Origin of the sequence: [Flexibacter] sp. ATCC 35208 (assembly GCF_001975825.1) — a bacterium.
In the GTDB taxonomy this organism is placed as follows: Bacteria; Bacteroidota; Bacteroidia; order Chitinophagales; family Chitinophagaceae; genus Chitinophaga.
In genome coordinates, this window is sequence record NZ_MTKN01000092.1 from 1 (window position 1) to 20,668 (window position 20,668).

Here is a 20,668-nt window from a genome sequence, read left to right on the forward strand (position 1 = left end):
AAAGTATAAACAACTTCTTTGAGAAGGATTTCCTTCCGAAAACATAAAGGAGTGTTTTTTGAAGGAAGAATTTAATTGATTCTTCTTTAAGAATTAGAAATCCTTTAATAACTCTCTTCCTGAATTGACTCCAGAATCGTGGCATAACTCACATACCTCTCCATATCAATTTCCCCTTCCTCCACAGCCGCTTTCACCGCACAACCAGGCTCATTGATATGCAAGCAGTTATTAAACTGACACTGTGTAAGATAAGGCTGCATTTCAAGAAAATAATGCGACAGCTCCGGCTTCGCAATATCCACAATCCCGAATTCTCTCACCCCAGGTGTATCTATCAACCGTCCACCCTGTGGCAGATCATACATCTCTGCATAAGTAGTAGTATGCAACCCCTTACCACTCCAACCACTCACTGCTTTTGTACGCAGATCCAGACCAGGTAATAAACGATTGATGAGGGAAGACTTTCCCACACCGGAGTGACCGGACATCAGGGTAGTTTTATCCTTCATCATGGTCTCCAGTTCATCTATACCACCGCCGGTAGCAGCAGAAACCAGTTTTACTGTATAACCGATATCTTCATACAGGGCCGCTAATTCAGCGAATCTGTCTATTTCTTTCTCTTTATAAATGTCTCTTTTGTTAAACACCAGCACCACTGGAATGTGATAAGCAGCTGCTGTAACCAGAAAGCGATCCATGAATCCATTGGAGGTTCTTGGTTCTTTTACCGTGCAGATGAGCATGGCCTGATCCAGGTTGGCCGCCACGATGTGCTTTGCGTTTCCTTTTTTATGTGGGGAGCTGCGGACGATGTAGTTACGCCTGTCCCCAATGCCAGTGATCATAGCATTTTTTGCATTTGCATCACCTTCTTCAGGAACGATATCTACGATATCGCCTACGGCTATGGGATTGGTAGACGTAATGTCCCCATCCAGTTTCAATACACCTTTAATGCGTGCCTGGAAGGTTTCGCCGGTGGTGATGGTTTTTACGGTGTACCAGCTACCGGTGGATCTATAGATTAGTGCCTGCAAATGCTAAGATTATTATTAGGGTGTAAAAATACAAAAAACTCGCTTCTACCTTCGGCAGAAGCGAGTTTTTTGATATTGCCCCCTGCCGCTGGCGCGGCTGGGGGCAATATTGTTTTATGGCAGACTCCGGAATACGGTATATCGCAGCACTACTTCCAGCAGTATACAAGCCAATGCCAGTATAGCAAACGGGAAGAAATGTTCAGCAAATCGTTTGTAAGAAGTGATCTCTACCTTGGTCTTTTCCAGCTTATCAATCTCATCATAAATACTTTCCAGGTCCTTATTATTGGTAGCCCTGAAATATTTACCCCCGGTTTCTGTTGAAATCTTCTTCATCAGCGGCTCATCCAGCTGTACATCCTGCATAGCCATCTGAATACTACCATCCGGCATGGTCATCGGGAAAGGTGCCTTTCCGATCGTACCTACCCCTACGGTATATACCCTTGTTTTGAATGCCTTTGCAATTTCCAGCGCGGTGAGCGGATCTATCAAACCTACGTTGTTCACACCATCTGTAAGGAGAATGATCACCTTACTTTTAGCTTTACTATTACGAAGGCGATCTACAGCCGTGGCCAAACCCATCCCAATCGCAGTACCATCCTGCAGCATACCACTCTTGATAGCCGCAATCTGGTTTTTCAATACCGCATGGTCAGTAGTAATGGGACATTGCGTAAAACTCTCTCCGGAGAAGATCACCAGGCCAATACGGTCACTGATACGGCGATCTACGAAGTCGTTCGCTACTTTCTTCGCAGCTTCCAGCCTGTTAGGCTGCAGGTCTTCGGCCAGCATACTACCTGAAATATCTATGCCCAACACGATATCGATCCCTTCACTATCTATACTTTCAGATGTATTGCTGGTCTGAGGTCTTGCCAGCGCTACCACCAGCGCACTAAACGCCAGCAGTCGCAGTATCAGCAGGAGGGGGCGGAACCTCACCTTCCAGGATACCGGCAGTCCCTTCAACCCCTGAAGGGAAGACATATCCATAGCCACCTGCTTTTTCTGCTGTTTTGCATAGTGCCAGTAGATCATCACGGGCACCAGCACCAGCAAGCCAAAGTAGGCAGGATGGGCAAATTCAATATTTTTCCAGACTGAAAAATCCATGTATATAAAATAATTTCCTGGTTCTAGTTAGTAGCCTGCTCCTTCGGTTTCTGAGGCGAATTTCGCTTGCGGAATACTTAGTTGCCTGCTCCTTCGGTTTTCTCTGCGTCTTCGCTTTCTGATCCCTTAGTTGCCTGCTCCTTCGGTTTTCCCTGCGTCATTCGCTTTCTAACCCCTTAGTTGCCTGCTCCTTCAGTTTTTCCTGCCTCATTCGCTTTCTAACCCCTTAGTTGCCTGCTCCTTCGGTTTTCCCTGCCTCATTCGTCTTCTCTGCTTCTTTTGCTTTCTCTACAGCGGGTTTGGTCCATTCCACAATCTCAAAAGCCTGTGCCAGTGCGCGCTCATGCTCTTCAGGTGTAGGATGGAGCTTCGCGAATTTGGCCAGGTCAGCTACCGTCAGCAGGTCTCTCAACCTGTCGCGTTGCTGATTAAGGACCGTCACCGGTTTGATGTGTTGCAGCAGTTCCTCACTGGTTTGCTCCAGGGCAGGGATATTGAATTGCTGTTCGAAGTATGCGCGTAGTACGTCGGTGATGCGGGTATAATATTGCTTCACATCTCCCTGCTGCCACAGTTTCTCTTCTCTCAGCTGCTTCAGTGCCAGCAGTGCTACCTCGTAAGGTGGTACGGCAGGTGCTGTAGGTTTCACCACTGCTTTCTTAGGACGGCTGCGGAAATATACCAACAATCCTATACCTATGATGATCACACTGAAACCAATAGCAAAGTAAAGCCAGTAATCCCAGAAGTTCCAGGGTACAGAGCGTACGTTTTTAATAGGTTTGAACGCCTTGGTAGTATCTACCGCAACGGTACCTACCTCTATGCGCAGTGAATCGGTGAAGGCTGAATCAGTCACCCCTCCATTATTCAGCACATCAAATTTTAAGGCAGGGAGGTCCCAGCTACCACTGTCAAAGCTGGTGAGTACAAGGGTTTGTTGAAACACCTTGTTTCCATTGGCAGCAGAAGTATCGAGGCCGGTACGACTTACTACTTCCCAGTGACTGAAAGAATCTGGTAATTGAGGGAATACGACATTGCCAACGCCCTGGTTAGGTACGGTGGCTGACAATATGAGTTTTACCTGCTCACCTATACGGATATGGTCTGTATCTGTACGGGCACTCACCTGCACCTGGGCCTGCGAAGCAAACCCACAACCCAGCATTGCAAATAAAATAAGTGTTTTAACTATGATCTGTTTACCCATGTTAATTTGCTCATCTTTAAACTATCACCTGTTTGTAAAGAAGCCTTTTAAAGCCTTTACATAATCTTCATCCGTACGAATGCTGATCAGGCTTGCACCACTCTTTTTGAAAGAATTGCTGCAATACTGCACGTGCTGCTGGAACTGTTGGGTATAATATTGCTGCACCTGTTTGTCAGAAGCATCTACCCATTGGCGTGCACCAGTTTCAGAATCCTGCATTTGTATCAGTCCTACCGGTGGCAGTTCTTTGTCACGCTGATCGTATACATGCACGCCGACCACATCGTGGCGTTTGGCAGCAATGTTCAGTGCATCCTGGTAGTCGCCTGTCAGGAAGTCGCTCAGCATGAATACAATGCTCCTTTTCTTTGTCGCATTGTTAAAGAAACGCAGTGTTTCCCTGATATTAGTGCCTTTGCGGGTAGGAGTAAAGGACAGCAGTTCGCGAATGATAAACAGGATATGGGATTTACCTTTCTTAGGCGGGATATATTTTTCCATACCGTCGCTGAAGAAGATCACTCCTACTTTATCATTGTTTTTGATCGCGGAGAAGGCCAGTACAGCGCAGAGCTCCGTAATCATACTCCGCTTGTTCTGCCGTACGGTACCGAAGAGGGAGCTATCACTCACATCTACCAGCAACATTACGGTAAGTTCACGTTCTTCTTCGAAAACCTTGATGAAGGGATGATTTAAACGGGCAGTCACATTCCAGTCGATAGCCCGCACATCATCGCCCACCTGGTAATCGCGCACCTCACTGAAAGACATACCACGCCCCTTGAAGGCGCTGTGATATTCGCCTGCAAAGATGTGATTGGAGAGACCTTTGGTCTTGATCTCTATCTGCCTGACCTTCTTAAGTATTTCTGCAGTATCCACCGGTTGTACATTAACGTTTAAAAAAACTGTTTGCTACAGAGGGGCCGATTAAGGTACTTCTACAGCATTCAGAATTTCGCTCAGGATGTTTTCGCTGGTTACGTTTTCCGCTTCCGCTTCGTAAGTGAGACCTACACGGTGACGCATTACGTCGAAGCAGATGCTGCGAACGTCTTCAGGAATTACATATCCGCGACGTTTCATGAAGGCATAAGCTTTAGCAGCCATTGCCAGGTTGATGCTCGCTCTTGGAGAACCACCATAAGCGATGAGCGGTTTCAGTTTCTGCAGTTTGTATTCGTCAGGATTACGGGTAGCAAATACGATATCGAGGATATAGCGTTCGATCTTTTCATCCATGTATACTTCACGCACCAGGTCGCGTGCCTTCATAATGTCGGCAGGCTGAATGATGGGATTGATCTTCTGAGAAGGCTGTGGGTTCAGGTTCTGACGGATGATGAGGCGCTCTTCTTCCCTGGTAGGGTAGCCGATCACCACTTTGAGCATAAAACGGTCTACCTGTGCTTCTGGCAGTGTGTAGGTACCTTCCTGCTCGATTGGGTTCTGGGTAGCCAGTACCAGGAAAGGCTCTTCCAGTTTAAAAGTGGTATCACCGATAGTGATCTGTCTTTCCTGCATTGCTTCCAGCAGGGCACTCTGCACTTTTGCAGGGGCACGGTTGATCTCATCCGCCAGGATAAAGTTGGCGAAGATAGGACCGCGTCTTACTACAAATTCATTCTTTTGCTGGTTGTATATCATAGTACCGATCACGTCCGCAGGCAGAAGGTCCGGTGTAAACTGAATACGGCTGAATTTACCGTTAATGGCAGAAGAGAGGGATTTAATAGACAGGGTTTTTGCCAGACCGGGTACACCTTCCAGCAATACGTGGCCTTGTGCCAGCAGCCCTATCAACAGTCTTTCTACCATGTAACGCTGCCCTACGATGACTTTGCCCAGTTCGAGGTTCAGCAGGTCTACAAATGCGCTGGCCTCGTGGATTTTTTCATTTAGTTGACGGATATCATACGAAGTATTCTCCATGCTTATTTATTATTTACAAGTTTGCTAAAGTAAAACTTTCTGCCAGTAAAACACCGCCAGACAAGCAGATATGGCCGTTAAAATGCTGTTAAGAATAGAATTACAAATTAAAATTTACAAATTACGATATGGCACTCAGATACATACATTTCTTAATTTGTAATCCTTGCATTATAAATAACGTATGTGACCCCCAAATTAATAAAGCCGGCGCATATTTATATCATCTTTTTTTATAACGTACATTTGCAGGGATAGAAGGTTCATAATTAAATAATTATAAAATGGCAGAGGAATTCGAGCAGCAATGGAAAAGGGTGCTGGATATGTTCACAGAGCGATTTGGGAAAACCCCTAACATGGAAGCGATTCTCTTTTTAATAGGTGCACAGGAACTGGGAAATATGAAGAAGAAGTGGACGAAGGAGCAGAAACAGGACCTGATGCATGTGGCAACATGTACTTTATTGAGTCAAAGCGGGTATTTTGAACTACAAGGGTATGACAACGATGGTTGGCCCCATTTCAAAGAAGCACAACCTGTACCCAAAATGAGTATGCCAGAACAGGAAAGATTTTTGCAGGAGCATATTATTGCATACTTTGACGATCAGGAGGGACGATAAAATTCCCTCCCTGATATAAATTACACACACCCTGGCTATGGATACATCATTACACGTTGTGCCCGTTTCTACTGAGTTGCTGGATTTACTGGTGATGCTTGAGCAGCGGACGTTTACCGAAACATTTGTTCATCAATACAACCCGGCGGACTTTAACGCTTTTATGGAAGAGAAAAAATCCAGGAAAGCACTAACAGCTGAAATGGCGGCCCCTGGCTGTTTATATTATATTCTGTACGAAGGCACTTCCCCCGCGGGGTTTTTGAAACTAAATTTACACAAGCAGCCGGATCATAACGGTCCCCTGGATCCCGCTCCTGTCATGGAGCTGGAAAAGATCTATGTGCTGAAAGCATTTCAGGGCATGAAAGCCGGACAGTTCCTGCTGGACTACGCACAGGAAGTAGCTGCGCAACATGGCGTAAAAACCATCTGGCTCGGGGTTTGGGAGTACAACACCAAGGCTTACCAATTCTACGAGAAGAATGGTTTTGAAAAATTCGGTAGCCATATCTTCATGATGGGGAATCAGGAAGATACTGACTGGCTCCTGCGCAAACAACTCTAAAATAATCATACCCCCATGAAACGATTGCTACTCTTTGTGTGTATAATACTCACACTCCCCGCTATGGCTGCTAAAAACCGGAAGGTAAAGATCATTACTCCCTATGGCACGATGGTGATCGAGCTGTATAACATCACACCAAAGCACAGGGATAATTTTATAAAGCTGGCTAAGCATCACTTCTATGACAGTACGTTATTCCACAGAGTGATCAAAGGCTTTATGATACAGGGCGGTGACCCTGATTCAAAGCATGCGGCAAAGGGAGCAATGCTTGGTAATGGAGATGTGAACTACACGATTCCTGCAGAGTTTCAGCTGAACCTGTATCACAAGAAAGGTGCACTGGCGGCAGCAAGAGACAACAATCCTGCAAAAGCAAGTTCAGGATGTCAGTTTTATATTGTGCAGGGAAAAGTGTGGACAGATGAGGAGCTCGACAAACTGGAGAAGGGTAGACTAGGGGGGAGGAAGATTCCCGTGGACCAGCGCGAGTACTACAAAAAGTACGGAGGCACACCACAGTTGGATCAGAGCTACACTGTGTTTGGTCAGGTTGTGGAAGGCCTGGACGTGATCGATAAGATCGCAGCACTAAAGACAGATGGTAATGACAGACCACTGGAAGATGTGGTAATGAAGGTGAGAGTGGTGAAGAAATTTTTGTTCTTTTAGGTTTTCCTTAATTTTACCCCTTAAAATCAAACTTGCCATGAATTTTCCGTCAAATCTGCGTTACACCAAAGATCACGAATGGGTGTTACTGGAAGGTAATACAGCTACTATCGGTATCACTGAATTCGCTCAGCGTGAACTGGGAGATATCGTATTTGTAGACATTCCTACCGTTGGTAAATCATTGGGTGCAGAAGAAGTATTCGGTACTGTGGAAGCAGTAAAGACTGTGTCTGACCTCTTCCTGCCAGTAAAAGGTACTGTAAATGAAATCAATTCCGAGCTGGATAGCTCACCAGAACTGGTGAACAGCGATCCATATGGCGAAGGATGGATGATCAAGATGACAGTATCTAACCCTGCAGATGTAGACGGACTGCTGGATGCAGCTGCCTATCAGGCACTTGTTGGCGAATAAGTCCAATAATTAATAAAAGGTTAAAAAAGTAGAGGTATAAGGTTCAAAAGTTGGGAACGACTTTTGAACCTTATACCTTTATGATTATTAATATTTACCCTAAAAAACAATTGGACGTGCCAGCAATGAGGATTATCAGATACTATTGGCCTGCTATATTATGGATATTGCTGGTGTTATATTTATGTACTATTCCCGGAGATAAGATCCCCAAGGATCCTTTCTATGAGAAAATACATATGGACAAGATCGTTCACCTGGGATTGTTTGGTTGTACGGTACTCCTGTTGTGTATAGGCTATTACAGAAGTAAAGGACATATTTCGGCGCTTACATTAACGCTGTTCTGGTTCACAGCAGCAGCGTATGGTCTGGCCATTGAGTTTATTCAGAAATACTGGGCGGTAGATCGCAGCTTCGATATGATAGATGCGGTAGCCGATTCAATAGGCGCCATGTGCGGGATCATTGCTTTCTTATTTATACGAAAGTGGTGGTTGAAAAAACAATAAAAACATTCATGAAAGAGGGAATTTACCAACGAAGATGAAAACCATTTTCAAAGAAAAGGCCGTATCCAACGATACGGCCTTTTTTCATATATATGTGTATGAAGGAAATCCTATTACTGTCCTGATTCTTTCTGCGCATCCTGCTTCATCTTATCGTTCGCATAGATAGCGAATTCCACACGACGGTTCTTAGCTCTGTTAGCATCTGTGGTATTAGGTACTACAGGCTGTTTGGAACCATACCAGTATGTTTGAATACGGTTAGCAGCTACGTTCTGTGTTTTCAGGTAGTTTGCTACAGCAGTTGCACGTCTTTCAGAAAGTGCATAGTTGTAAGCATCAGTACCAGTGGTATCGGTGTGACCTTCTACACGTACGTAGGTGTCAGGATATTTATTGAGGATGCTGGCCAGCTGCTGAATGTTTGTCTGAGCGGCAGCAGTCAGGTCCGATTTATCAAAGCCGAACAGAATACCGGAGTTGAACGTTACGTTGATACCTTCACCTACACGTTCTACGGTAGCATTTGGTACGGTTGTTTTGATTTCCTGTGCCTGTTTATCCATTTTTTTGCCGATCAGTACACCGGCTCCGCCACCTACGGCAGCACCAATGATAGCGCCCAGGGCAGTGTTGCCTGCGGCTTTACCAATCACGGCACCTGTGGCAGCACCACCACCTACGCCGATGGCTGCGCCCTTTTGGGTATTGTTCATTCCATTCCAGGTACTACAGCTAAATAACATGGTGGCAGACAATACTACTGCTACGATAGGATTGATTCTTTTCATTGTACGAATGTTTATTACTGAGAGATACGAGACAAATATGCTGCCAGATTTTGGTAGATCAAGGCAGACATGAATATAGGTATTAGTGAAAAAATAAATGTAATACTAATGTTTCATATTTGGGTTTAATGGAATAGGCAGGAATAAAGCGATTTTGCCTACGGCAAAAGCGCTTTATTCCTGAATTATTATTGCGCTATAACTTATTAGCTACCCATTTTCATCTTCTCCACATTCTCCGCAAACTGTAACGCCTGCAGCATTTCCTGGATCTCTCCGTTTGTAAACGCATCCAGGTTGTAGACCGTCATACCAATACGGTGATCAGTTACACGACCCTGTGGGTAATTGTAAGTCCTGATCTTTGCAGAACGGTCACCAGTAGATACAAGGCTTTTACGCTGTGAAGCAATCGCTTCTTCATGCTTACGCACTGCTGCTTCGTAGATACGGGAACGCAGCATCTTCATTGCGATATCACGGTTAGAGTGCTGGCTACGTCCTTCCTGACACTCTACCACCACACCGGTAGGTATATGCGTCAATCGAACCGCAGATTCAGTTTTATTTACGTGCTGACCACCCGCACCAGACGAACGGAAAGTATCCATTTTGATATCTGCATCTCTTACATCCACATCCACTTCTTCTGCTTCCGGCAGGATCGCCACTGTAGCTGCTGAAGTATGTACACGGCCGGAAGTTTCTGTAGCTGGAACACGCTGTACACGGTGTACACCTGACTCAAACTTCAGGGTACCATATACATCATCACCATTTACTTCTACCACCACCTCTTTATATCCACCCACTGAACCAGGGGTTTCGCTCATAATATTGGTAGTCCAGCCTTTGAGCTCACAATAGCGGAGATACATGCGCAGCAGGTCACCAGCGAAGAGGCTAGCCTCGTCACCACCTGTACCACCCCGGATTTCAAGAATCGCATTCTTTTCATCCTGTGGGTCTTTTGGAATCAACAGGTTACGGATTATCTCCTCCTGCTCAATTTTCTGATTGGCCAGTGCTTCGGTTTCTTCCTTAGCCAGCTCCCTCATTTCTTCATCGCCACTATCCAGCACTTCCTTGTTAAAGGCAATACTATCCAGCAACTTTGTATAAGTATCGTACGCCTTCACGATTTTTTCCAACTGCCGGTACTCCTTGCTCAGTTTGCTGAACTGCTTGTTGTCGCTCACTATTTCGGGGTTGGTAAGGGCAAGGGAGACCTGTTCAAACCGGCCTTTAATCGCTTCTAGTTTATCTATCATAGTTATCTTTGTTGAATGGTCGGTGATCTGTCGACTTATCAATTGCCGGCAAAATTAACATCTTTAGGATAATTATGACCCAACAGCTAAAATTTAAAGGAACAGCCCTCTTTGACGGGCAGAAAATATTATCGGGAGACAAGGTCCTGATTCTCTCCGAAGACGGGACTATCATGGATATCGTATCAGCAGACCTCGCCGGCGAAGGGGTACAGGAAGAGGACGGGATACTCAGTCCGGGGTTTGTAAATACCCATTGTCACCTGGAATTGTCTCACATGAAAGGGATAATTCCAGAAGGTACCGGGTTACCCGCATTTCTAACACAGGTGATGGAAAAACGGGGGCAACAGGATGATGCCGCTATCAAAACGGCTGAGGAAGCCATGTGGGAAAGTGGCATTTCGGCAGTGGGAGATATTTGTAATGGCACTGCTACCCTTACTTCTAAACAGCATTCCCCCATTTACTACCATTCCTTTGTAGAAACAATGGGGTTTGTACCTGTTGCGGCGCAGAGCAGACTGGATTACAGCTTGTCTGTACTGGAACAATTCAGGCGTTTGAATGGTGATATGCATTCCTGTTCCGTGGTGCCACATGCTCCGTATTCTGTGAGTAAAGCGCTTTTTTCACTGCTGTCCGTGATACCGGATAATACCCCAATCAGCATTCACAACCAGGAAACAGCGGCTGAAAATCAATTATATGCTGATAAAACAGGTGCTTTCCTCGATTTCTATCAGCACTTTGGGATGGATGCAAGTGCCTTTGTACCCACAGGAGGCACCAGCCTACCTGCATGGCTGCCTTATTTTAAGCACCTGCCGGTGATATTGGTACACAATACTTTTTCTACCAAAGAAGATGTGGTATTTACTAAACAACATGCCCCTGATGCATACTGGTGCTTATGCCCGCAGGCGAATTTGTATATAGAAAAACGGTTGCCGGATATTTCATTATTACGCAGTGAGGGATGCGCCATCACGCTGGGCACAGATAGCCTGGCTTCTAATCACCAGTTGTCTATCTGGGAAGAGATACAGGCAATACGTGGGCATTATCCGGAAATCCCACTGGAGGAAATACTGCAATGGGCCACGTTAAATGGCGCGAAAGCATTGGGTATCTCAGCCAGGTATGGCAGTTTTGAAAAAGGGAAGCAACCGGGTGTAATAGTTATTACGGATAAGGGTAGCAGAAGAATATACTAATATTGTAATTTCGCATAATATGACCAATGTACTAGACCAGGTTATTCTTGGCAACCCAATCCAGAATTACTTTATTCTGGCTATTGTGCTACTGTTTGTATCGATGATAAAACGGTATCTATCACAATGGCTGGCCAATCTCCTTTTCAAAGAAGTCAGAAAGTGGGCACCTGACATCGACCAACATGAATTTTCCCACCTGCTGCTGCGACCATTGGAATACTTCTTCCTGCTGGTCGCCTTCATGCTCACGATCGATCACCTGAACTTTCCACCGGAACTGAACATCACTGTTTACAATGGGTTTAGTCTGAAGGGGATATTAAGTACACTGCTGGAACTCGCGCTTACATTATCCATCATCTGGATCATTCTCCGTGTCATCGATTTCGTGTCGCTGATGATCAGCAAGAGTGCCGATTTGCTACATGATAAGACGGACAACCAGTTCATCGTGTTCTTCAGGGATTTCTTCAAAGCCATCGTCTTTATTTTTGGTGCCATTGCCTTTATCAGGATCCTTTTTGGGGCGGTGCTGGTCAATAAAATTATTGCGGGTCTTGGTATCGGTGCTGCGGCCCTCGCCCTCGCTGCCAAGGAAAGTATTGAAAACCTGATTTGTTCTTTCATCATCTTCTTCGATAAGCCTTTCCGGGTAGGAGATACCGTGAAGGTAGATACTTACCAGGGTGCTGTAGAAAAGATTGGTCTGCGCAGTACACGCATCCGCACCCAGGACAAAACCTTTGTGACTGTTCCCAACAAGAAAATGGTAGACAGCATCCTGGATAATATTTCGCTGCGTACGCAGCAAAGGGCGGTATTTCGCCTGGAAGTAGCGGGTGATACGGCTGCAGATAACCTGCTGAAAGTATTACAGGATTTCAAAGCCCTGTTGAAACAGCATGATAAAGTAGCAGACGGCTTTATTGTGAATTTGAACGACTTTACTAAAGATACGTACGTGATACAGGTTATTTACCTCACCAATGTGATTGAAGGGGTTCCTTTCAATCAATTGAAAAGTGAGATCAACCTTGGTTTTATAAAAATACTGGAAAACCATGGTGTAAAATTATCCAGTACAACGGTGGAGATACACGAGAAATAAGTTATCCACTGTGCATAAAAAAAGCCGTTTCAGGATCCTGAGACGGCTTTTTTGTTAGTTTCTTTTATATCAATCTTTATCTTTTCTGTTTGCTTTCAGCAGGATTCTGGCGATATCGCCTTCGAGTGTATCCTGTAGGTCAGTGCTAACACGACCCAGTTCTTTTCCATCACGAACGATGATGAAAGTTGGTAGTTTCTTTGTCTGGTAGCCTGCCTGTGTACCTGTTTGCAGCTTTTCGTCAGCACCATAAGTGTGGATCTGTTCATCAGGGCTACCTGCCAGTATCATGATCTTGTAGAGGGCTGGCAACAGGCGGCGGCTTTCGTCATCCCAGGTACCAATTATCGCTACCACAGTGAATTTACCACGATTGTCCTTGATATAATTCAGCATGTTTTCATTGGGCTGATATTTGTTTACACCGGCATAGAACCAGGCAAACGAGCTATCGTTCATCAATGTTTTCATTTCGATCTTGCCTTTCAGCACCTTTCTTCCGTTAGATGCTGTGGATTGTGCATAAGATAAGGTAGTGGCAAGTAGGAGACATGCCCCCATGAGTAATAATTTCAATCGCATAATTTATTTTTATAATTGTTCCTTCAGTTCGGTTAAAAATCCTTTTACCTTCAGCAAAGCCTGTACCATTTCAAAATTACGGGCTGCCAATTTACGATCTTCTTTTAACTTTTGCTTCGCACCCTCGATAGTGTACTTACGCTCACGTAAAAGATGATAGATCAGTTTCAGGTGTTGGATATCTTCCTGGCGGAACAAGCGATCGCCTTTTCTATTCTTTTTAGGTTGGAGTATATCGAATTCATTTTCCCAATAGCGGATCAGCGATGTATTGACTTTAAACATCGTTGCTACTTCACTTATGGAATAGTATTGTTTGTCAAGCGGCACTGCTTCCAGTGTCTTGATCAGGTCCGGATCGTCGGCCACTTCTTTCAGCGATTTGCGTCCCCGTTTCTTCTGGGGAGGCTGGGAGGCAGTTACAGATTGGCTGGATACCGCCACTGGTGGTGGTATATCAGGAGGTAACTGTACCTGTATCCTGCTGGGTATGTTTGGTAAATCGTTCTTCTCTTCCATCTTAGGTCGCTCCACAGCTGGTTTCTGCTGCGGCTCCGGTTCCTTTTCGGGAATGGGGGGCGCAGGGTCTGGTTTTTTAGGCTCCAGGTTTGAAAATAGATCCAGCTGTTGCATCATATCCATTTATGAATACCAAATTACAAAATTCCGGGGTAGTTTAATTTTTCTACTTTGGGTATATATTCAAAAAATCCGCTTTGGCGGGTGGCCGAAGCGGATTTCTTAGAAGAATTTATGTATTTATTAATCAAATGATTGGTTGCCGGACCTTGCTATCTTCAGCATTCTGTCAAACTCTTCCGGAGAAAGGTCATTGAAGAAGAAGTACACAGGGTCTACTTTTTCCCCGTTCTTTTCCACTTCGTAGTGGCAGTGAGGGCCTGTTGACTTACCTGTACTTCCTACCCAACCTAGTACGTCGCCACGTTTTACAGCTGTACCTGTTTTTACTTTTATCTTAAGCATGTGGCCATAGCGGGTTCTGTACCCATATCCATGGTTTACAACCACATGGTTACCATAGCCTACATCGCTCATGCTGGCTTCTTCCACCACACCATCGCCGGTGGCGTAGATGGGGGTACCGGCAGGAGCTGCGAAATCAAGACCGGAATGATACTTTACAGTTTTGTATATCGGATCGATTCTATATCCAAAACCGGAGGCGATACGCTTCAGGTCTTTGTTGGAAACCGGCTGGATGGCCGGGATAGAAGCGAGCATTTTTTGTTTATTTTTTACCAGGTCATCAATCTTTTCATACGATTTAGCCTGAATACCAATGCGATGCACTAATTCCTGGAGCAAAGCGCCTGTGCTGGCAATGATTTCGCTGCTGGAAAAAGAAGCCATCTGGGATAGCTCTTCTTCTTTGGCCATATTGCCGGCCCTGGCACTATCAGGGATAGGAGAGGCTTCGAATATGACACGATAGATCTCATTATCACGGTGTTCCAGTTCGGCCAGCTGGGATTTGACTTCTTTCATACGGCCTTGCATTTCTTCATATTTCTCGTTCATCACTTCCAGATCACGGCGCAGGTTTTTCTCTTTTGGGGAATCCAGCACTCTATAAGATATGGACAGAAAAATAAATCCTGTGACAATGGCGGCTGAAACAAATCCTAGTATTCGTAATACCTTTACGCGCAGCGATACTACGAGTTTTTCGTATTTGAGCGTTTGAGTATTATAAAAGTATTTAACCTTCTTCATGTGCCGGGCTTATGCTTTAACAGCAGTAGTAAATTCTATCTGGGGGGCTATTCATACAATGAGGATGAAGTTGGGTGCGGCTTTTCAGTAATTCTTCGCCATTCTGACTTTTTCAATATTTTTGCACACCTTTCGCTTGTGCGACAGGGTGTGCAAACCTAAGGGAATTAGACTAAAAGGGCAATCTTTTGAGTGTCAATTTTCTAAACACCACTAGTTGGCTTAAAATACAAATTAAAGCCATTTAGGTGACACAAAATTATAATACATACTAATTTTTTCAAATACTTATGACTGCTTCCGAGATTCGCCGGCAATTCCTGGAGTTTTTTAAATCCAAAGGGCACCACGTAGTGCCATCCGCTCCAGTTGTATTAAAAAACGACCCAACCCTGATGTTTACGAACGCAGGTATGGTTCAGTTTAAGGACTACTTTCTTGGGAACAAAGTCGCGGAATGGAAGCGAGTGGTCGATACCCAGAAATGTCTCCGTGTAACAGGTAAACAAAATGACCTGGAGGATGTAGGTATCGATACCTACCATCATACGTTATTCGAAATGCTGGGTAACTGGAGTTTCGGCGATTATTTCAAGAAAGAAGCAATTGCCTGGAGCTGGGAGCTGCTTACGGAAGTGTATAAATTACCCAAAGACCGTCTCTATGTCACTATTTTTGAAGGGGATGCGTCTGAGAATCTGGAAAAAGACCAGGAAGCCTACGACTTCTGGAAAAAACACATTTCTGAAGATCGGATCCTCATGGGTAATAAAAAGGATAACTTCTGGGAAATGGGTGACACTGGTCCATGTGGTCCTTGCTCTGAAATTCACGTAGACTGCCGTCCGGATGCCGAAAGGAAACTGGTAGATGGTGCTACCCTTGTGAATGGCGACAATGCGCAGGTGATCGAAATCTGGAACAACGTATTCATGCAGTTCAACCGCCTGCAGGATCAGAGCCTGCACCCCCTGCCAGCCAAGCATGTGGATACAGGGATGGGCTTTGAACGACTGGTACGGGTGATTCAGGGTAAATTTTCCAACTACGATACAGATGTATTCTCTGGCACTATTGATCATATCGAAAAACTGACTGGTGCTAAATACGAGGGAACTGACAGCAAAAAAGATGTCACTTTCCGTGTACTGGCAGACCACATCCGCGCTATCTGCTTTACTATTGCAGATGACCAGCTGCCCTCCAATACTGGTGCCGGTTATGTAGTGCGCCGTATACTGCGTAGGGCTGTAAGGTATTATTTTACCTTCCTGGATCGCAAAAAGCCTTTACTTCATGAGCTCGTACCTGTACTTGCACAGCAGTTCGACGGTGTATTTCCAGAACTGATTCAGCAGCAGGACTTTGTGAAGAAAGTAATTTTCGAAGAAGAAAATAACTTCCTTCGTACTATTGAAAGTGGTATCCGTCGTATCGAGGACTTTATTGCAGCAAACAGTAAGACGAAATTGGTGGATGGACAGACTGCTTTTGAACTTTACGACACCTATGGGTTTCCTTTTGACCTGACCAGCCTGATCGCTTCTGAGAATGGCTTCCAAGTAGATGAAGCGGGATATAAAGTTGCTATGGAGCAACAAAAAACCCGTTCCCGCGCCGCTACCGAACTGGATATGGGCGACTGGACCATCCTCGAAGACAGCGGTACCACCTTTGTAGGTTACAGCCTGGATACCACCCATACCAAAGTAACCAAGTACCGTAAAATCAAAGCTAAAGGCAAAGAACAATACCAGCTCGTACTGAGCCAAACCCCTTTCTACGCTGAAAGTGGCGGACAGGTGGGTGATACCGGTACACTGGATTTCAATGGTGAAAAGATCAGCGTAACTGATACCAAAAAGGAAAACGACCTGATCGTTCACTTTACCGACAAGCTGCCTGCTACTATCAATACCACTGTCACCGCGACTATCAATAAAGATAAACGCCTGCAGACTACCCTGAACCACTCTGCTACTCACCTCCTGCACGCTGCCCTGCGCCAGGTACTGGGTACACACGTAGCACAGAAAGGCTCGCTGGTAAACCCTGAAGCCCTCCGCTTCGACTTCTCTCACTTTGCAAAAGTGACTGACGAAGAACTGGCGCAGATCGAAGACATCGTGAATGAAAAGATCCGTGCTAATATCCCTGTCGTAATACAGGAACTGCCTAAAGAAGAAGCAATGAAACTGGGCGCTATGGCCCTGTTCGGCGAAAAATACGGCGATATTGTACGCGTGGTGATCATGGATCCACACTACTCTGTTGAGTTCTGTGGTGGTACCCACATTGGTAGCACAGGCGAACTGGGTCTCTTCAAATTCCTCTCTGAAGGCGCAGTAGCTGCAGGTGTACGCCGTATTGAAGGTGTAACCGGCGCTCATGCACTGGCTTTTGTAAATGAACAACTGCAACAGCTGAAAGAGGTGAAAGCAGTCCTGAAAAATCCAAAAGAACCAGTAAAGGCTGTTGAAACCCTGATCGCTGACAAAGCTGGTCTGGAAAAACAACTGGAAGTCTTTGAACAGGAAAAGGTAAAACAACTTGCTGCAGGTCTGCTGGAAAAAGCAGAGAAAGTAAACGGCATCAACTTCATCGGTAGCGTTGTGAGCGTGAACAGCGCCGACGCACTGAAGCAGCTGTGCTTCCAGCTGAAAACAGAACTGACTGATTACGTATTTGTCTTCGCTGCCAATGTAGGTGGTAAAGCAAACGTAGCAGTGATGATCGCTGATAATTTAGTGGCCGACAAAGGACTGGAAGCACCTAAAATTATCAAGGAGAAAATTTCCGGCCTCATCAAAGGCGGAGGAGGAGGTCAGAAATCCTTCGCATCTGCCGGTGGTCAGGAAACTGATAAGCTGGATCAGGTGATCAAAGCAGTAAAAGAGATACTCTAAAATTCTTTTCTATAGCGCCCTCCGACCGGAGGGCGCTTTTCATTTCCCCCTTGTCGATTTTAACTTTTCCTTTATACCTCCCCCCTATAAATTTGCCTTTGTAAATCATATAAACATGAATAAGCTCTTACAAAAATTCGCTTTAGCGGGTTTCACCTGCCTTACCTTTAGTATGGCTTACGCGCAGGAACCAGCACCCAAGGGCGATAAACTGGGTGAGTACGACGAGATCATTATCAAAAGAAACAGCAATAAGGACGGAAAAGTAACAGTTGAAATCAAGGATGGTAATGTGTTGGTAGATGGTGAGAAACTGGAATCCTACAAGGATGGAGACATCTCTGTATACCGCCGCAAGATCCGTCCGATGGATGGCAACAACTTCAACTTTAACATGCCGCAACACCGTAGCATGCAGTTCTTCGGTGAAGGACCTGACAACATTCGCCCAGGCAAAGCGCTGCTGGGTGTACTGACTGAAAAGAAAGAAGCTGCAGGTGCGACTGTGAAAGATGTGTCTAAAGAAAGTCCTGCTGATAAAGCTGGTTTGAAAGTAGGTGATGTGATCACAAAAGTAGATGCTGATAAGATCGAAGAACCTAAAGATCTATTTGAGAAAATTGGTAAGCACGAACCTGGCGATAAAGTGACTGTGACCTACCTGCGTGATAAGAAAGAAAGCACTGCTACCGTGACACTGGATGAAAGGAAGCAACCTGAATTTGGTTTCAACCGTGGTCGTGATGACAATGATGGGCCGGAAGATTTCTTCCGTATGATGCCGCCAAATGGTGGTCGTTTTGACTTCCGTGAAGATGAAGGTGGAGATGACGATCGTGGTGGGCCACGTAGTTTCTACAGGGATGACCGTCGTGAAAATGATGTAAAACTGGGTCTGTCTGTACAAGACACTGAAGATGGAAATGGCGCTGTGGTACTGGCCATAGCCCCAGGTTCTGCTGCAGAAAAAGCAGGTTTCAAACCTAAAGATATCATCACCTCCCTGGCTGGAACCAGCATCAGTTCTACCCGCGATGTGACAAATGCGTATAGGGAAAATAAGAATAAGGGCACTGTGGATGTACAGGTGAAGAGAGATGGAAAAACACAGACCTTACAGGTGAAAGTACCAAAGAGATTGCATAAAGCGGATTTATAGGGCAAGCATATTGTTCCGCCTTTAGTAAAAAGAGGATGTCTCCATGAGCGGAGGCAACCTCTTTTTACATTTTATGTCATTATTTCATGAGCCTTTTCAGCAATCCCAACCCGCGATAGGGAGGGTATTTCAGCTTTATATCCAGCCAGGTACCGGTTTTCATCACGGCTTTGGCATGGGTAAAAGTCAGGAAGTTGTATTTGCCATGGTATTGCCCCATACCGCTGTATCCCACACCACCAAAGGGTAGTTCTACATTGGTGTAATGTCCTAATACATTGTTTACACAACCACCCCCAAATCTCAACTGTTCGATGAGCGTCTTTTCCGTACTGCTTCTATTTGTGAATACATAGAGTGATAGTGGAGTTGGATGCTGTTTGATATACTGAACGGCATCGCCCAGGTGTTCGTAAGTCATGATGGGCAGGATGGGGCCGAATATTTCTTCGTCGATCGCTGCATTTTCCATGAGGGTAGGGCCGATATACAAAGTGGAAGGATCAGTATCTCCACCATGCAGAATTTTACCTTTTGACAGGTAGCTATGGAGGGTATCGAATCGCTTTTTGTTGATGATACGGGCATAGTGTTTACTGAGGGCCGGATTTTCCCCATAATAGCTGGTGATGGTCTTTTTCATGGCAGCGATGAGGTCCTCTTTTACCCTGGCGTGCACCAGTACATAATCCGGTGCTATGCAGGTTTGTCCGGCATTAAAGTACTTGCCCCAAATGATCCTTTTGGCAGCTATCTGTATATCCACCTTATCATCTACCACACAGGGAGATTTGCCACCCAGTTCCAGTGTGACGGGGGTGAGGTGAGGGGCCGCCATTTCCAACACTTTCTTACCCACATTCGTGCTGCCGGTGAAAAATACATGATCGAACCTGTGTTGCATTAACTCCGGAATCACTTCACGGCCTTCTCCATCTACAACGGTGATATAGGCAGGGGCGAAGGTATCCTGTATAAGAGAGGCAATTACAGCAGCTGTATTAGGCGCCATTTCTGAAGGTTTCAGAATAGCGCAGTTACCACCGGCAATGGCGCCAATGAGTGGGGTAATGATCAGACTGAAAGGATAATTCCAGGGGCCAATGATGAGGGTCTGGCCCAGTGGTGCCCGGTGAATTTTACTTTTGGAAGGGTAAAGCATGAAGGGACTGCTTACGGGTTCCGGGCGCATCCAGCGCTTCAGGTGTGTTAAGCAGTACTTGATTTCACCATACACCAACCCCACCTCGCTGCCGAAGGCTTCCATAGGAGGCTTGTGTAAATCGGCATACAGGGCAGCCATGATACCACGCTCGTAGCGTTTTACAGCCTTTTTCAGCAGCTTCAGCTGCTTACGGCGGTAAGCGTAAGGGAGCGTAGCGCCGGAGGCAAAAAAGGCCTGCTGTGCCTGATAAATATTTTCAATGCTCATGCTTGAAAGTTACTAAAAAGGCACAACCCGTATTTCCAGAATAGGGATAAATAGTGGTTAAATGGTAAGTCCCAACGTCGAAATCGCTACGCACAGTGGCTAATTACCGCTTTAAACAGGAAAAAAAGGTTAAATATCAGTGGCGTCAGAAGAATATAGGCCAAATGATTTGGCAAGTGGTCCCAAAAAAGTGGAAATACAGATTAAACAGTTGCAAGTGCAAGTTTAATAAAATTTTGTTAAAATTCAATATTACGTTTCAAAACGGTAAACATTCCCCTTTCTACCCGTCATTTTCTATATTTGCGTTCACAGCATAATAATAATGAAGTTGTTTAGTCTTT

20 protein-coding genes are annotated in these 20,668 nt (G+C 45.3%); 9 read left to right on the forward strand and 11 right to left on the reverse strand.

All coding sequences use genetic code 11. From position 1 onward, the window contains the following. Positions 1–104: 104 nt before the first annotated feature. The 5 genes from rsgA to BW716_RS31990 form a co-directional block, all read right to left on the reverse strand. Complete coding sequence (rsgA, locus tag BW716_RS31970) at positions 105–1,046, reverse strand: ribosome small subunit-dependent GTPase A (RefSeq protein ID WP_083730124.1); 942 nt, start codon at positions 1,044–1,046, stop codon at positions 105–107. A gap of 114 nt (positions 1,047–1,160) precedes the next feature. Then, positions 1,161–2,171, reverse strand: coding sequence for a VWA domain-containing protein (locus tag BW716_RS31975; RefSeq protein WP_083730125.1), 1,011 nt, complete (start codon positions 2,169–2,171; stop codon positions 1,161–1,163). A gap of 226 nt (positions 2,172–2,397) precedes the next feature. Beyond that, a complete protein-coding gene (locus BW716_RS31980; RefSeq protein WP_083730126.1) occupies positions 2,398–3,384 on the reverse strand; it encodes a hypothetical protein in 987 nt (328 codons plus the stop codon). Between the two features lie 24 nt (positions 3,385–3,408). Then, positions 3,409–4,272, reverse strand: a complete 864-nt coding sequence (locus BW716_RS31985; RefSeq protein ID WP_083730127.1) for a DUF58 domain-containing protein — start codon at positions 4,270–4,272, stop codon at positions 3,409–3,411. Between the two features lie 48 nt (positions 4,273–4,320). Next, on the reverse strand, positions 4,321–5,322 hold the full coding sequence (locus BW716_RS31990; protein ID WP_083730128.1) for a MoxR family ATPase: 1,002 nt from the start codon (positions 5,320–5,322) through the stop codon (positions 4,321–4,323). A 284-nt stretch (positions 5,323–5,606) separates the two neighbouring features. On the opposite strand from BW716_RS31990, the gene BW716_RS31995 reads away from it, so the two are divergent. From BW716_RS31995 to BW716_RS32015, 5 genes are all read left to right on the forward strand, one after another. Then, positions 5,607–5,948: a hypothetical protein gene (locus BW716_RS31995; RefSeq protein ID WP_083730129.1), complete on the forward strand. Its 342-nt coding sequence runs from the start codon at positions 5,607–5,609 to the stop codon at positions 5,946–5,948. A 37-nt stretch (positions 5,949–5,985) separates the two neighbouring features. Continuing rightward, entirely contained in the window at positions 5,986–6,516 is a 531-nt protein-coding gene (locus BW716_RS32000; protein ID WP_083730130.1) for an N-acetyltransferase, read from the forward strand. Between the two features lie 15 nt (positions 6,517–6,531). After that, positions 6,532–7,191 (forward strand): peptidylprolyl isomerase, encoded by a 660-nt coding sequence (locus BW716_RS32005; protein ID WP_083730131.1) that lies wholly within the window; start codon positions 6,532–6,534, stop codon positions 7,189–7,191. A 37-nt stretch (positions 7,192–7,228) separates the two neighbouring features. Further along, complete coding sequence (gcvH, locus tag BW716_RS32010; RefSeq protein WP_083730132.1) at positions 7,229–7,609, forward strand: glycine cleavage system protein GcvH; 381 nt, start codon at positions 7,229–7,231, stop codon at positions 7,607–7,609. Positions 7,610–7,734: 125 nt separating this feature from the next. Next, positions 7,735–8,121 (forward strand): VanZ family protein, encoded by a 387-nt coding sequence (locus BW716_RS32015; protein ID WP_179091366.1) that lies wholly within the window; start codon positions 7,735–7,737, stop codon positions 8,119–8,121. A 113-nt stretch (positions 8,122–8,234) separates the two neighbouring features. Here BW716_RS32015 and BW716_RS32020 read toward each other — a convergent pair whose 3' ends face one another. Continuing rightward, complete coding sequence (locus BW716_RS32020) at positions 8,235–8,912, reverse strand: OmpA family protein (RefSeq protein ID WP_083730134.1); 678 nt, start codon at positions 8,910–8,912, stop codon at positions 8,235–8,237. 206 nt (positions 8,913–9,118) lie between these two features. After that, positions 9,119–10,183 (reverse strand): peptide chain release factor 1, encoded by a 1,065-nt coding sequence (gene prfA / locus BW716_RS32025; RefSeq protein ID WP_083730135.1) that lies wholly within the window; start codon positions 10,181–10,183, stop codon positions 9,119–9,121. A 74-nt stretch (positions 10,184–10,257) separates the two neighbouring features. On the opposite strand from prfA, the gene BW716_RS32030 reads away from it, so the two are divergent. Continuing rightward, on the forward strand, positions 10,258–11,400 hold the full coding sequence (locus BW716_RS32030) for an amidohydrolase family protein (protein ID WP_083730136.1): 1,143 nt from the start codon (positions 10,258–10,260) through the stop codon (positions 11,398–11,400). Between the two features lie 19 nt (positions 11,401–11,419). After that, positions 11,420–12,511: a mechanosensitive ion channel family protein gene (locus tag BW716_RS32035; RefSeq protein ID WP_083730137.1), complete on the forward strand. Its 1,092-nt coding sequence runs from the start codon at positions 11,420–11,422 to the stop codon at positions 12,509–12,511. Positions 12,512–12,580: 69 nt separating this feature from the next. On the opposite strand, the gene BW716_RS32040 is transcribed toward BW716_RS32035, so the two are convergent. The 3 genes from BW716_RS32040 to BW716_RS32050 all read right to left on the reverse strand — a co-directional run bounded on the left by BW716_RS32040 (position 12,581) and on the right by BW716_RS32050 (position 14,827). Further along, the gene (locus BW716_RS32040; RefSeq protein WP_143709156.1) at positions 12,581–13,093 is read right to left on the reverse strand and encodes a hypothetical protein; all 513 of its coding nucleotides are present in this window, start codon (positions 13,091–13,093) and stop codon (positions 12,581–12,583) included. Between the two features lie 9 nt (positions 13,094–13,102). After that, positions 13,103–13,729, reverse strand: coding sequence for a MerR family transcriptional regulator (locus BW716_RS32045; RefSeq protein WP_235643989.1), 627 nt, complete (start codon positions 13,727–13,729; stop codon positions 13,103–13,105). Positions 13,730–13,855: 126 nt separating this feature from the next. After that, positions 13,856–14,827 (reverse strand): M23 family metallopeptidase, encoded by a 972-nt coding sequence (locus BW716_RS32050; protein ID WP_083730139.1) that lies wholly within the window; start codon positions 14,825–14,827, stop codon positions 13,856–13,858. Positions 14,828–15,117: 290 nt separating this feature from the next. Between BW716_RS32050 and alaS the strand changes: the two genes are divergently transcribed. Further along, complete coding sequence (gene alaS / locus BW716_RS32055; protein WP_083730140.1) at positions 15,118–17,733, forward strand: alanine--tRNA ligase; 2,616 nt, start codon at positions 15,118–15,120, stop codon at positions 17,731–17,733. A 115-nt stretch (positions 17,734–17,848) separates the two neighbouring features. After that, entirely contained in the window at positions 17,849–18,892 is a 1,044-nt protein-coding gene (locus BW716_RS32060) for a PDZ domain-containing protein (protein ID WP_083730141.1), read from the forward strand. Between the two features lie 79 nt (positions 18,893–18,971). Here the strand turns inward: BW716_RS32060 and BW716_RS32065 are convergent, their stop codons facing one another. Continuing rightward, entirely contained in the window at positions 18,972–20,324 is a 1,353-nt protein-coding gene (locus tag BW716_RS32065) for an aldehyde dehydrogenase (protein ID WP_083730142.1), read from the reverse strand. Between the last annotated feature and the right edge of the window lie 344 nt (positions 20,325–20,668).

What these genes read in the sequence shown, in the direction of transcription:
- alaS (WP_083730140.1), top strand. Translation starts at nt 15,118, where the DNA reads ATGACTGCTTCCGAGATTCGCCGGCAATTCCTGGAGTTTTTTAAATCC.
- gcvH (WP_083730132.1), top strand. Translation starts at nt 7,229, where the DNA reads ATGAATTTTCCGTCAAATCTGCGTTACACCAAAGATCACGAATGGGTG.
- BW716_RS32000 (WP_083730130.1), top strand. Translation starts at nt 5,986, where the DNA reads ATGGATACATCATTACACGTTGTGCCCGTTTCTACTGAGTTGCTGGAT.
- BW716_RS31995 (WP_083730129.1), top strand. Translation starts at nt 5,607, where the DNA reads ATGGCAGAGGAATTCGAGCAGCAATGGAAAAGGGTGCTGGATATGTTC.
- BW716_RS32020 (WP_083730134.1), bottom strand. Translation starts at nt 8,912, where the DNA reads ATGAAAAGAATCAATCCTATCGTAGCAGTAGTATTGTCTGCCACCATG.
- BW716_RS31975 (WP_083730125.1), bottom strand. Translation starts at nt 2,171, where the DNA reads ATGGATTTTTCAGTCTGGAAAAATATTGAATTTGCCCATCCTGCCTAC.
- BW716_RS32015 (WP_179091366.1), top strand. Translation starts at nt 7,735, where the DNA reads ATGAGGATTATCAGATACTATTGGCCTGCTATATTATGGATATTGCTG.
- BW716_RS31980 (WP_083730126.1), bottom strand. Translation starts at nt 3,384, where the DNA reads ATGGGTAAACAGATCATAGTTAAAACACTTATTTTATTTGCAATGCTG.
- prfA (WP_083730135.1), bottom strand. Translation starts at nt 10,183, where the DNA reads ATGATAGATAAACTAGAAGCGATTAAAGGCCGGTTTGAACAGGTCTCC.
- BW716_RS32065 (WP_083730142.1), bottom strand. Translation starts at nt 20,324, where the DNA reads ATGAGCATTGAAAATATTTATCAGGCACAGCAGGCCTTTTTTGCCTCC.
- BW716_RS32005 (WP_083730131.1), top strand. Translation starts at nt 6,532, where the DNA reads ATGAAACGATTGCTACTCTTTGTGTGTATAATACTCACACTCCCCGCT.
- BW716_RS32045 (WP_235643989.1), bottom strand. Translation starts at nt 13,729, where the DNA reads ATGATGCAACAGCTGGATCTATTTTCAAACCTGGAGCCTAAAAAACCA.
- BW716_RS32035 (WP_083730137.1), top strand. Translation starts at nt 11,420, where the DNA reads ATGACCAATGTACTAGACCAGGTTATTCTTGGCAACCCAATCCAGAAT.
- BW716_RS32040 (WP_143709156.1), bottom strand. Translation starts at nt 13,093, where the DNA reads ATGCGATTGAAATTATTACTCATGGGGGCATGTCTCCTACTTGCCACT.
- BW716_RS32030 (WP_083730136.1), top strand. Translation starts at nt 10,258, where the DNA reads ATGACCCAACAGCTAAAATTTAAAGGAACAGCCCTCTTTGACGGGCAG.
- BW716_RS31990 (WP_083730128.1), bottom strand. Translation starts at nt 5,322, where the DNA reads ATGGAGAATACTTCGTATGATATCCGTCAACTAAATGAAAAAATCCAC.
- BW716_RS32060 (WP_083730141.1), top strand. Translation starts at nt 17,849, where the DNA reads ATGAATAAGCTCTTACAAAAATTCGCTTTAGCGGGTTTCACCTGCCTT.
- BW716_RS32050 (WP_083730139.1), bottom strand. Translation starts at nt 14,827, where the DNA reads ATGAAGAAGGTTAAATACTTTTATAATACTCAAACGCTCAAATACGAA.